Origin of the sequence: Aquimarina spinulae (assembly GCF_943373825.1) — a bacterium.
GTDB lineage: Bacteria > Bacteroidota > Bacteroidia > Flavobacteriales > Flavobacteriaceae > Aquimarina > Aquimarina spinulae.
Genome location: NZ_CALSBP010000001.1, coordinates 1,094,235 through 1,107,367, shown reverse-complemented (window position 1 = coordinate 1,107,367; position 13,133 = coordinate 1,094,235). Strand labels below are relative to the sequence as shown.

At 32.4% G+C, this 13,133-nt stretch carries 12 protein-coding genes; 8 read left to right on the top strand and 4 right to left on the bottom strand.

What is annotated here, in order from left to right:
* Positions 1 to 189: 189 nt before the first annotated feature.
* The 5 genes from NNH57_RS04820 (at position 190) to NNH57_RS04800 (ending at position 5,675) form a co-directional block, all read left to right on the top strand.
* Complete coding sequence (locus NNH57_RS04820) at positions 190 to 597, top strand: BLUF domain-containing protein (RefSeq protein WP_074408417.1); 408 nt, start codon at positions 190 to 192, stop codon at positions 595 to 597.
* A 268-nt stretch (positions 598 to 865) separates the two neighbouring features.
* Positions 866 to 1,528, top strand: a complete 663-nt coding sequence (gene rpe / locus NNH57_RS04815; protein ID WP_074408418.1) for a ribulose-phosphate 3-epimerase — start codon at positions 866 to 868, stop codon at positions 1,526 to 1,528.
* Between the two features lie 10 nt (positions 1,529 to 1,538).
* Entirely contained in the window at positions 1,539 to 2,669 is a 1,131-nt protein-coding gene (locus NNH57_RS04810; protein ID WP_074408419.1) for a helix-turn-helix domain-containing protein, read from the top strand.
* A gap of 121 nt (positions 2,670 to 2,790) precedes the next feature.
* Complete coding sequence (locus NNH57_RS04805) at positions 2,791 to 4,560, top strand: T9SS type A sorting domain-containing protein (RefSeq protein WP_159099260.1); 1,770 nt, start codon at positions 2,791 to 2,793, stop codon at positions 4,558 to 4,560.
* Positions 4,561 to 4,709: 149 nt separating this feature from the next.
* On the top strand, positions 4,710 to 5,675 hold the full coding sequence (locus tag NNH57_RS04800) for a YpdA family putative bacillithiol disulfide reductase (protein ID WP_074408421.1): 966 nt from the start codon (positions 4,710 to 4,712) through the stop codon (positions 5,673 to 5,675).
* A gap of 51 nt (positions 5,676 to 5,726) precedes the next feature.
* Here NNH57_RS04800 and NNH57_RS04795 read toward each other — a convergent pair whose 3' ends face one another.
* The 3 genes from NNH57_RS04795 to NNH57_RS04785 form a co-directional block, all read right to left on the bottom strand.
* Positions 5,727 to 6,428, bottom strand: a complete 702-nt coding sequence (locus tag NNH57_RS04795; RefSeq protein ID WP_108808358.1) for a Bax inhibitor-1/YccA family protein — start codon at positions 6,426 to 6,428, stop codon at positions 5,727 to 5,729.
* A 68-nt stretch (positions 6,429 to 6,496) separates the two neighbouring features.
* Complete coding sequence (locus NNH57_RS04790; protein ID WP_159099259.1) at positions 6,497 to 7,363, bottom strand: zinc-dependent peptidase; 867 nt, start codon at positions 7,361 to 7,363, stop codon at positions 6,497 to 6,499.
* Positions 7,364 to 7,918: 555 nt separating this feature from the next.
* Entirely contained in the window at positions 7,919 to 8,863 is a 945-nt protein-coding gene (locus tag NNH57_RS04785; protein ID WP_074408424.1) for a tryptophan 2,3-dioxygenase family protein, read from the bottom strand.
* Between the two features lie 622 nt (positions 8,864 to 9,485).
* On the opposite strand from NNH57_RS04785, the gene NNH57_RS04780 reads away from it, so the two are divergent.
* Genes NNH57_RS04780 through NNH57_RS04770 form a run of 3 tightly spaced genes read left to right on the top strand, consistent with a single transcriptional unit; the run spans position 9,486 to position 12,339 of the window.
* Positions 9,486 to 11,783: a hypothetical protein gene (locus NNH57_RS04780; protein WP_108808357.1), complete on the top strand. Its 2,298-nt coding sequence runs from the start codon at positions 9,486 to 9,488 to the stop codon at positions 11,781 to 11,783.
* Between the two features lie 3 nt (positions 11,784 to 11,786).
* A complete protein-coding gene (locus tag NNH57_RS04775; protein WP_108808356.1) occupies positions 11,787 to 12,065 on the top strand; it encodes a DUF1360 domain-containing protein in 279 nt (92 codons plus the stop codon).
* Between the two features lie 16 nt (positions 12,066 to 12,081).
* Positions 12,082 to 12,339 (top strand): hypothetical protein, encoded by a 258-nt coding sequence (locus NNH57_RS04770; RefSeq protein WP_074408427.1) that lies wholly within the window; start codon positions 12,082 to 12,084, stop codon positions 12,337 to 12,339.
* A 57-nt stretch (positions 12,340 to 12,396) separates the two neighbouring features.
* Here the strand turns inward: NNH57_RS04770 and NNH57_RS04765 are convergent, their stop codons facing one another.
* Positions 12,397 to 13,017 carry a class I SAM-dependent methyltransferase gene (locus NNH57_RS04765; RefSeq protein ID WP_108808355.1) on the bottom strand — a complete coding sequence of 207 codons (621 nt, stop codon included), beginning with the start codon at positions 13,015 to 13,017 and terminating at the stop codon, positions 12,397 to 12,399.
* Between the last annotated feature and the right edge of the window lie 116 nt (positions 13,018 to 13,133).

The window sequence follows — 13,133 nt, the reverse complement described above, 5'->3', positions numbered from 1 at the left end:
TGACCTCCGGCTGATTACCGGAGGTTTTTTCTTACGGTAATCCGTAAAAACTTTACGGGAACCCATAAAAAAAACATTTTTACACATAAATATTACAAATTCCCCTAACAGAACCCCCAATATTCTAGCAAAAGTATCTCAAAATTCGTATATTTAAGTAGCTACCCCCCTCTTAATATATTATTCGCCATGAGATATATAATAAGTTATGTTAGCACCGTAAATCCAAACATATCAAATTCTGATATGACAGAGCTTATGGATTATGTTAGGCTTAATAATAATGCAATTGGTATTATGGGGATATTGATATATTCTGAAGGAAATTTTTTTCAAATTCTAGAAGGTGAAGAACAAACCGTTAAAATGATGTTCGAAAAGATAAGAAAAGATTATCGACACCATAATATCATTAAGATGCTGGATAAAGAAATCATAAACTCTTCCTTCTCAGAATCTCGCTCTTCATTTACAGTAATATCTGATCATTACAATCAAAGTGAGTTACATCAATTCTTAAAAAAAGAAGAAGAACATAATCCAGAACATTATAAAAGTATTTCATATTTAGCTCAAAAATTCATGAAATTCAATTAACTACAGACTATCATAAGCTTTCAAAATAGAGCTTTCTCTAATTACACAACCTATGCCATTTATCACCTAAATTTATTTATAAAAAGAGAATTCCTCTTTTTATACATTAAATAAGAAAAATTTATGCTCAGCCAAATTAGATATCAAGTATACGAAGAGCTACCGTTTATTCTTTTCTGAAACAGTATAGAAAAAAGAACATTTTATTATAGTAAATTCAAAGGATAAATATATTAAATAGTACTTTTGCCGGAAACAACATAGATTTATGGCTTCAAAACGTATAGCCCCTTCAGTATTAGCTGCAGATTTTGCTAATTTGCAACGTGATGTAGAAATGATTAACAAAAGTGACGCAGATTGGTTTCATATAGATATTATGGATGGCGTTTTTGTTCCCAACATTTCTTTTGGGATGCCTGTTTTGCGAGATATCGTAAAACATGCTACCAAGACAATTGATGTACACCTTATGATTGTTGACCCCGATCGATATATTAAAACTTTTGCAGATCTGGGAAGTAATATTCTTACTGTACATTATGAAGCTTGTACACATCTTCACAGAACATTGCAAGCTATTAAAGCAGAAGGAATGAAAGCGGGCGTTGCTATAAACCCACATACCAATGTAAGTTTACTAGAAGATGTTATTAATGATATAGATCTGGTATGCATAATGAGCGTAAACCCTGGATTTGGCGGTCAATCATTTATCGAAAACACGTATAAAAAGGTAAAACAACTTCGTGAAATTATTGTACGAAATAATGCAAGTACATTAATTGAGATTGATGGAGGAGTAACCAATAAAAATGCAAAACAACTTATAGATGCCGGAGCAGATGTATTAGTTGCCGGTAGTTTTGTTTTTAAAAGTACTGATCCTAACCAAACCATTAAAGAATTAAAAGAGATCATAAACACTTAGTCTATACAAAATGGAACAGAATCCTATTCCGTCTTTTGATACCTGGACATCAATTTTCCTAATCGTAAGTTCACTAGGGTTCTTTTTAAGTATTATTTTAAGTATTCGTAAAACAGGAAGGATCAATAACCTTCCTGTTATTTTACTTATCTTAGGTTTTTCTTTTATCCTACTTCAATACGTATTTTTCTGGACTAACTACGGGTCTGTATATCCTTATTTTTATTTTTTTGACTCTAGCTGGTATCTCGCGTTTGGACCTCTGCTGTATGTGTATATTACAAGATTTTATAGTAAAAATTTCAAAATAAGATGGTATCACTTTGCACCAGCAATCCTATCATTTATTATTAATGGATACTATCTTATTGCATCAGAAGGTTTTCAAAACCTTAAAGATTATAAAGGTGATTTTCTATTTTATCTTTTTTGGTCACTTCGCTCTCCCTGGTTGGTAGCTTTATCGTTAATAATTTATATAATCATCATAAAAGATTTTATCACCTTTCATAAAAGTGATAAAAATTCTCAATACGAAATGATCAGAAAAAAATGGTCTACTTTCCTTATCAATTTATTCTTAGTCTTTATTATTGCCTATATAAGTTATTATGTATTAGTTAAATTCTCTTTTTTCAACATTCATTGGGATTATGCAATTTCTTTCTCAATGTCTATAGCTATCTACGGCATTGGTTATATGGTATATAAAGAACCTTCTATCTTTAACGGAGAATTATTATCTAATCTATTTTTAAAAGAAGAAAATCATCAGGAATTAACCGAGTCTACCAAGGATGAGTTTTACGATATCTTATTATCATATATTAAAACAAATAAACCCTACTTAAACAATGATTTACGTCTAGTGCAATTAGCAGATAATATCGGTTTTTCTAGCCACATACTTTCTAAACTTATCAACGAAAAATCTAAGAAGAACTTTAACCAATTTATAAACGAATATAGATTAGAAGAAGCTAAAAAACTACTTCTAGAAAATTCTGAAGCTAGTATTAAAACGATTTATTTTGATGTTGGATTCAATAACAAAGCTACTTTTAATACTGCTTTCAAAAATAAGTTCAATTGTACTCCATCTGAATATAAAAGAAAAAAATTAGAAGTTCAGAATAATTAATACCGGTTATAGCTTGAACACTATATTAATGGTATAAAAAGGTTAAAAATTATAATTCTAAACCTATTCCCTTTCTGTTTTAATGAACTTTAATCTTATAACTCTTAAAAATCTTGAGCTTATGAGAACTTTAATTTTATTCATTTTTTACAGTTTTACGATTACCACTTTTGCGCAAAAGTTTACACTTATAAAAGATAGTATTAATCCTATAGTATCTGATTCGACTATTCGAGGAACCTATTTTGGCACAGGGTGGACAGATATTGATAATGATAGTAATTTAGATCTATTTTATGCCGGAACCATTTACAAAAATCTTGGGAATGGAAATTTTAAAATTGCAGATGGTAGTACAACAATCCCTACTGCCACATCACTTAACAGTTGTAGCTGGGCAGACTATGAAAATGATGGAGATCTGGATCTAATCTATTCACGGTTTACGGCACCGTCTACCTTACAAACCAGAATTTATGCTAACGATGGTAACGGTAAATTTACAGAAACAAATACAATTTTAAACACAATTAATTCTGCCACCTGGAGTGTACAATGGTGTGATTATAATAATGATAGTAATATTGATTTTATTTTAACCTTTGCCGACTTATTTCTTGGGGCAAATCGATTTCCTAATCGATTATATCGAGGAAATAGTGATGGTACGTTTACCGAAGTAACAGAGCCCTACGACTTTCTAACAGAAAAAGCAGCCTACACGGTATCTAATTGGACTGATTATGATGAAGATGGAGATACAGATCTATTCATTGCCAGTGGTCCTGCCGCTGGTCCAACAGGCATCAAACACGATTTTCTATTTAAAAACCTGCAAGTCGAAACCGGAAGCGAAGGATTTGTAAAATTAACCAATACCGATCTCTCATTTGCAGAAGATCCACAAGATGGGCAATGCTATAATGCAATCGATTATGATAACGATGGTGATCTCGATATTTGCCTTACCAACTATTCTGGAGTCGAAAACAAATTTTATATTAATAATTCTGGTGCATACCAAAGTACCAATACCCCATTTACCGCTGGTAACAATCAAAACCTAGCCAATGCCTGGGGAGATTTTGATAATGATGGTGATTTAGATGTCATCATTACAGCTTCTAGTGTAATGGGTAGTGGATATTTTGTTAATAATGGAGATGGAACTTTTACAGAAAATAATGCTAATCTTATTAACACAGCCACTTCTGGAAATTCTACCGGGGCAACTATTGGGGATTACGACAATGATGGTGATTTGGATTTCTTTGTTGTCGGTCAAGGCGTAAAAGGGCTTTTTAGAAATGATTTAGCAGTAAAAAATCATTTTGTAAATATTAAACTCATTGGTAATCCTTCAAATAAAGCCGCTCTAGGTGCTCGATTAGAGTTAACAACCAAAATCAAAGGAAAATTGGTAACGTTAAAAAGAGAAGTCTCTGCCTCAAATACATTTATGGGGCATAATAGCTTACGAGTTCACTTTGGACTGGGTAAAGCACCAAAAATCGATAAATTAACGATCTATTGGCCATCAGGAAATGTAGATACATATACAAAACTGAGAGTAAATAAATTTTACACCATAGAAGAAGGTAAAAAAAAACCAATTGATCCACCTATAAAAAAGAGAAACGACAATAATCCTAAAATAATCGTATATCCAAATCCTTCTAAAAACATAGTGAAAGTCAAAATTGATACTATAAAAACAAATACTCCAATTACAGTTAAAGTACTAGATGCCTCGGGGTTAAAAGTTTCGGAAACCAATTTTAATATCAATCAGGAAATCATACTAAACACTGCTTCTTTATCGCCAGGAAATTACTTTTTGAACATTATGTTAGAGGAAAAAACAGTTGTGAAAAAATTAGTTATCAAATAGTAGCTAACACGCTACTTAGAACTAGGTGAGGTTCTGTTATGAACCTCATCTTTTTTGCTTTAGAGATTACAAAAATCACTAGTTTTACAAGAGTAGAATAAGGTATCGTTCTAAAAGTTAGAATTAGAACCTTGTCAATATGATTTTTAATGAAACATATAGATTTGATAATTGTTGGCGGTGGACCTATTGGTATAGCCTGTGGTCTCGAAGCAAAGAAAAAAGGACTTGATTATTGTATTATCGAAAAAGGAGTCATCACTAATTCCTTATACAACTACCCTCTTAACATGCAGTTTTTCTCGTCATCAGAAAAACTTGAAATTGATAATATCCCGTTTATCAGTAATGAAGCCAAACCAAAACGCAATGAGGCTCTTGAATACTATCGTAGGATTGTAACTTCTAACCACCTAAACATTAATCTGTTTGAAAAAGTTAGTACCGTACATAAAAAACAGGATGTTTTTCATATCAAAACCGATAAAGAACAATATACTTCTACTTATGTAATCATTGCTACCGGGTTTTATGATCTTCCTAATACTATGGATGTCCCGGGAGAAAATTTAGCTAAAGTTTCTCATTATTATAAAGATCCTCATTTTTTTGCTAAACAAAAACTAGCCGTTATTGGTGCAAGTAATTCTGCAGTAGATGCAGCTTTAGAATGTTATAGAAAAGGTGCAGAAGTAACAATGCTGGTTCGCGGACCAGAAATTGGAAAACGTGTAAAATATTGGGTAAGGCCCGATATCATAAATCGTATTGAAGAAGGGAGTATCAAAGTCTTCTATAATGTTACTATAAAAGAAATAGTACCCAAAAAAATCGATATCCAAACACCGCAGGGAGAATTTAGTATTCAAAATGATTGGGTATTGGCACTAACGGGTTATAAACCAAATTTCGAATTTCTACAAAAAATAGGAATCCAACTCTCTAACGATGCCAAATTACATCCTCAATATAACGAAAAAACAATGGAAACTAATATCAAAAATCTCTATTTGGCAGGAGTAATATGTGGTGGTATGGATACTCATGTTTGGTTTATAGAGAACTCGAGAATTCATGCCAAAACAATATTAAAATCTATTACCGAAGGAAAATAGCAACAAAAAAACCAGACTAAGTCTGGTTTTACTATTTATAATAACTGTTGATTATTCTCTAGAGAGAATACTTAATATATACCAAAACAATAGCATTAACGAGGCAAATAATCCCAATGATGCTCCTACGTATTGGTCTTCAGAATATTTATGTACCATATTAGAGGTTTGATATAAAATCGATCCAGAAGCAAGAATTACCACCCCAACACTATACCAAAGACCAAGATTAAATCCAAATAATATTCCCGCTGCAATCAGTCCTATTGCAATAAAAAAACCAATTGCAAGTATCGATTTTAAAAACGAAAAATCTTTTTTGGTAATTAAAACAACAGCAGAAAGCCCTGTAAATAATGATAGGGTTAAAATTGCTGCTTGATTAAGAATATTAGCGCCTCCACTTTCTGCAATCATCATAGCTATCCCAATAAGCGGAATAAAGATAAAAGCTTCAGCTACGACATATAATAATAATCCAAAATATTGTTGATTAATATTATGATTCTTAAATGCCATTTTTTCTGCATAATTTGTTGCCAGCATAAAACCACCCAGCATAACAAGCCATCTCCATCCTTGTGTCATAGAAAAAGCAAAGTTTACAATAGGTTCTATTTGAAAAAATATCCATTCTACGATTACAAAAAGTAAAACAGCCATAGCAAGATGGGTATAGGTCTTTTTATAAAAAACAACCCTTTTTTCGTCAGTGAGTGAACTAACGGGTAATATTTGCTGAAATTCTTCCATATATGTATCTATAAATTAAAATTATTTATGGTTATAAATATAATTGTTTCTTAAGAATGACATCATAATTAATCCTCAAAATATCTAAAATTAAACATCTGTACTACATAATAATATATCTCAGGGAATTGACTTTTTAACTCTTTGGGCGATTCCATAAAAACTTCAACCAGAACTGCAATAAATTCGAATTTATCGGTATATGCATAGTCTCTCAATATCTTAGAATCCACTATCTTTTTCCTTATTTCTTCAGCACCCAGATACTTTTCTAATAATAAAAAAGTATCATAAAAAATTTCACAACTAATATTATTGTTTTTTATAGAGTTATAATGAATAGCATGTGTTATTTCATGAACTCCCAAACTTTTTCCTTTGTCCAGGTGTAAATTTCCTTTTTGAAAATCTTTCCAAGACAAAGCTAATGCCTTAGATATGGGATTAAACTCTCCTATGTTTTCTGTTTTGTTTAAAATCGAATAGAATGATGTTGGGTATAAAACTATTGTGTTTAAATATTCTAATAGATAATGACGCATCCCAAAAGTAAGCTGCGTAACCATAATAGTGACTTGCATACGCATAAAATCATCGATAACTAACCCATCTCTACCTACAAAACGAGTGTTTTCAAGAAACCTAACTGTTCTATGTGCAAAAAATCGTTTTCTTTTTTTATCGAGAGTAGTATAAAAATCATTCTCATCCAGGAACGCCTGTAAATGCAGTGGTAATTTCTTCGGAGTAAAATAAAGGTGAATGAAATAGGGCTTTTTCTTATACTTTACATAAACTGATTCTAAATATCGTAAAACATAATATATACATATCGAAACAATCCCAACGGTAACAAACACCCCAAGTATATTTTGGAATAATGTGTTAGAAGGCTCTTCTTCAACCAATAATAAAGATACTATATAAAGATTCAAAAAAGGACAATGTAGGTTAAGGTTATTAAAAATAACGTTTTAGAAGCAAAAATGGTATTAAAATAACAATTTAACATAATCAGTCCTATTTTACACACTACCAGTTTCTTATATTTTTATAGTAAATACGGCTAAACATCAATATACTTACTCTTATCAAAAATTTAACTATTTAGCATAGACTTGGGAATGAAATTTGATTCTGTTTAGCAGTTAGTGTCTAATTTTTTAAAACCAGCACCCCCTAACACGATTAAAATTACAGCCAATAATGTTTTCATTTAAGAGGAATCCCCCAGACTCATTAAGGAACTTAGATCAACTTTATAAAAATGTTATCTCAAAGCTCCCCATTGCTAATCGAATTAAATATTGCGAATCCCTAATGTATCGTACAACAGAAGATATATCAAACTCTAATTGTAGATTTACAAAAAGAAAATTAAAAAAACTCCTAAAAGCTACCGAAATGGAACTGCAGGAACTTAATACCAATTAAGTTCTGTTTTTAAGGAACTGGACATTATATCAAAATTACGTATAGGTAGAACGGGGTTATGAAATTTTCTCATACCCTTTAAGATTGGTAATTCCCCAATTTTCTAGTTCTTCTTTGTTCCATAATTCTGGAAAAAATATACGTCTTTGATATCTTGGATGCATATACTTATGCCAATCACTACCCCCGGTTGCTTCTACATTTTCCTTTCCATGATCCAAGTATTTTGCTGCGGCATCATAATGGTGCATTACCCAATTAATGTTTACCGTATGATCATAATGGCGCATAGCATTAATCAACTCGGTATTTTTCTGATATTCTTCAGGGAGCTCTTTAAACTTTGTCCATAAATTAACCGTATTATATTCTTTCATCCATTCAATCAATTCTTTTTTATACTTCGTTTCAAAATTGATCATCAATTTACTCTTCTTACCGGTCTTATGATCCGTGCCTGCTGCCTGCCAGTACATATTATCAAAAGCATACTCATAAGGAGTATTTCTATCTATTGTTTTTCTGAATCTAAAATCGATTAGATTAATGAGCTCTGTAGAAGCAATCTCTATTTTACGATATTGTGCAGATTGAAACCCACTTGCAGGTGTTAATGTATCTCTAAATTTCATATATTGATCAATCTCCATCCCCTCTCCCATAATATCAAATGAATTCGAAAGCATATCAAAATATCGACTCACACGCATAAGATGCATTTCGAATTTCTTAGGTTCTATATTTTCAGTATGAGAAATTTGACTCATTTCCCAAAGAATCATTTTAAACAATAATTCATTGATTTGATGATACATGATAAATACCATCTCATCTGGTAATTGTGTTCGTTGGGTTTGTAGTCCTAACAAGGCATCTACCTGAATAAAATCCCAATACTTCATAGGTTCTGCATACAATAAGCCAGATAGATGTACATCGGGGTCCTGCCCCATTGCTTTATATTTTTTGTCTATTGCTTTTAATAGTTCTTCTCTATTCATAATGTTGATCTGTTTAATACGGATTTAAATATGACCTCGATATAATTCTGTTTTTACTATGCTTAACAAAATCATTCGCGATAGGACAATCATGCCAAATGAGTATTGTTATGAAAAAACTCAAATAGCAGGTAATACACTAATAATCAAATTAAAATTATTATGAAAAAGGAGATTTTATATTAATGTAATTCGCAACATTAAGTACTAGGTAGGTAGACCGATTGTAAATAGAATTTTTAGCCTTACTCATTGTATCGTATTTTTTATGAATCCATCCCTTTTTTAAAAAATAGGTTTCAGGAAACTACACTCATCTTATTGATAACAATAATCATTTTCTAGGGAACACTCAAAGGTAATAAAGTGATCAATAACTCGCTACAAAGTTATTAATAAATATTAATGATACTTTTTATGAAGTATCATTTCTTTACTATATAGACAAAAACCCCAATACATAATTTTTACCGTTTTACCACTCACCAAACCTGGGGTATTAACACTGAAAAAATACAGCCTAAACACCTTTCATTAAGGGTTTTACACACCTTGATATCTATTGATTTCTATTTTATTTTTATAATCTTCATTAATCCATATTAACTAAAAAAAGTATATTATGATTATTTCAATGCAGGGGGATTGGAATGTTAAGGTAAAAGCAAAATCTGCTTCTTATCCTCAAAGATTTATCGTGATCGGAGCTGATACCGGAAACGGAACTCACTCGGGAACTGTAGGAACTACGGTTAATGTAACAGGTGATCAATGGGCAATTGCCATACAAAACGATCCGGGAGGAGGATATCAACAATCTGATACCAAAATTAAATTTCCAAAAACCATCGGAGGCAACCACTCTTTCGAAATTCTATCTAATGACGCTGGAGGTGATTCAGATTTTAACGACTTGGTGCTCGAATGTTCTACACCAGTAAACATTAATGATTTTCTTATTTATGGTCATGTTTCCATGTATAGCGGAAGATGTTTATTTAACCCATGCTGGAGAGGACCTTTTGTAATTGACACCTATGTTGGTTTACTCGAGGCACTAAAGAATACTAAAATCAAAAGGTATATAGAAAAATTATATCCAGAGAGAATTCCTGAGGATATAGGTCCTATTCCACCAGATCCTGCTCCTTTTAAACCTATCGTAATTGATTTAGAAGGACAGGCTACGAAACCAAAAACCGAATTACTATATCAAAGGTTAGAGAATCCTGATTTGATAACTAAGAAAAAAGAAAAAGCTTCTGAATTTGCTGCTACAAACTACAAGCTTATCAGTTCTAGAAAACGAGAAGTTTCGCTGGTTGATGCTTCAAGAGTAAAAGATCTAAGGTTGGTAAAAGCTATTGAGGGGTTATATTTTAGATGTAATACAGAACCCGCAAATAATATTACATTAACTTTTGAGGAATACGACCGTACAGCTGCAGAACTAGCAGGAGATGCCTATACCGGAGAAGGAAACAGAAGATTGTTAGGAGATACTATTACCGATATGAATGGAAACTATATTTTCAGGTTCTCATTCGATATGAGTTTCCCTGGGATTGAAGATTCTAGTGATCAGGCTCCAGGCGAAGACATTAATGTAGTTGCATATCCAGATGTTATCGTAAAAGTTACTAGCCTTGCTCCTAACAATGTTTTATATGAAAGTGCTCCATATTATAATATTCCAAACAAAAAAAGAATAAACCTTTGTTTGCCAAAATCACAAATACAACCTTCGTCTGCATGTTTTAATGGAAACTTGATTGGTAGCTTAGGAAATGTTTTCATTGGAGGGAATCAAAATACAACAGCTTCTTTTTTCCCATCTCAATTGCACCGTAATGGTTTTAATAATGACTTAGAACCAAGCGGTAAAATCTCGGTAAATAGTAGTCTGGCAGGTTTCAAAATAGATTGTGCTGCTTGGGGAGGTACTATAGATATGACTGGTTGTATGTATGATGTGAGTAAGACAGCCACACAAAATAAAATCAAATGGTATACCATTCGTATAAAACGTTCAGGAACTATTCCTTGGGTATTTGTTAGTCAAAATTACAAGCACCCTCGTTATTCTAAACGTAATTTACCTAATTATAACGGTGATGATGTGGGTCCATTTTATAATCAACTCCTAAAAGTTGATGGTGGTCCTGCCGTGAGTGTACCCGCCTACAAGAATATTCAGAGAGAAATGAATGTTGATCATATTGACTGGGTACCAGATAAAATTGGTCGCTACATGCAGCTTAGAACTAGTATTTATGATAAAGTACAAGGTGAAACTAAACCAGGAACATTCTATGTACGTGTAGATGGTTATGACAGTAATGGTAATCCAGTAGCCAATGCCACAGATATGGTTGCATTGTATATTCATAACAAACCATTAAATTTTAATCTATCTGCTCTAACTTTTGCAGACACCTCAATTGTAAATGCAGGTTGCGGATTATATCGATTAGAAGATTATGAACTTAATACCGAGATCAATTTCAATTTTAGAGCAAATGATCCATATGGATTTGTTGATTCTTATGCTCTAACGATGAGCAGATGTCCTGGTCCGATGATTGGGTTACGAGTTAATACGCCTAACCCACCTCTATCTGATACAGTTTCTGGAGATACTATATTTTCTTCGGGAAATGCATCGGGGAACGAACCTCATGCCTGTGTCGGATATAGTGGAACTCTTCAGGAATTTTCGGATGCCGGGTTAATCAATGCAGGAATACAACCAGCATTAACAGAAGGAGGATGGATAAAAGCTAATGAATATTTTACTCGCCTTTCTTTTCATCTCACTGCTCGTAAACGAATTACTAATGGATATAATAGTGGACTTAGTAGTTTATATCAAGCTCACAGAAGTATTTTGATGGAACGTATAAACTTACCAACTCCATAACCAATGGATTGGTTCATATTTATTCTAAAGGGGCTTTGCATCTGGAGAATTACACATTTGTGTAGTGCCGAAGACGGCCCCTTTGATATCATTATTACCATCAGAAAATGGCTAGGGCAAGGACTTTTTGGGTCCTTATTAGATTGTTTTTATTGCCTTAGTATATGGGTAAGCTTACCTTTTGCAATATGGAAAGGAGAAAGCTGGAGTCAAATACTCTTGCTTTGGTTTGCATTATCAGGGTTTGCTTGTTTGTTAGAACAAGCTACATCAAAACAATAATTAAAAAAAGAAAATTATGTCATGTTGTTCACAAAAACGTTTAGAACTAACCAGAGCACTCAATCCTAAAAAAGGGTCAAAAGAAAAACCTTCTTTGCCTCTTCTGAAGAATGTAAATACAAAGTTTAAATACACAGGAAATACTGCATGGTTTTATAGAGGTGTATCAACTCATATTCGATATCATTTTAAGTATCATGGACATATTATTACTATTGATACCAAGGATGTATCTGCAGCCATGGCCGAACCTCTCTTAGAAAATATTGTTTAGGGTTTAACATCATCATCTGTTCTTAAGAACAAAGGGGCAAATCACAAATATTAATAGTTAGTTACTCCCTAATTTTCTTGCTATAAATCTAATCACGGATCCTTTTCCAATATGATATTTACCTTCGTTTAATAAAACTTCTTCTTCCTCTAATACTACTATTTCATAATTTTTGAAGTCGGCTATTATTTCTTCTTTAGAGTATAGCATATCAATATCGTTTGGACCTCCAACCTTAGGATTAAGCTTTCTAAGGTGTATATGATTTTTGCTAAAAGCTTCTAAAATAACGATACCGCCTTCTTTGAGATAGTCGTCTAATTTCTTGTGAAACACTGACTTCTTTTCGGCAGAAAAATGAGCATATACAAGTCCTATCATATCAAATGTTTCTCTTTTAAATTTGAGTTGTTCTAGATCTCCTACAATATACTCAAGAGTTACATGATTCTTTTTTGCCAGTTGTATTGCTTTTGACCGCCCCTCTATACTTAGGTCGAATGAAGTTACTTTCCACCCAAGTTGCGCTGCAAATACTCCGTTACGCCCCTCCCCGTCTGCTGGCATCAATATAGATCCTGGTTCAAATTTCTGAAGCCATTCTTTAAAAAACACATTAGGTTCTTTGCCATAAGCAAATTCTTGATCTTTATACCTATTATCCCATTTCTGATTCATATCGATTCGGTTTACTTTTACTAATACATAAATTACTATTCGTTATTTATGTACAAAAATAATTCTCGTCATCATTCAAAGAATAGGATAGATCTGTAATTTAATAGGACTTACAC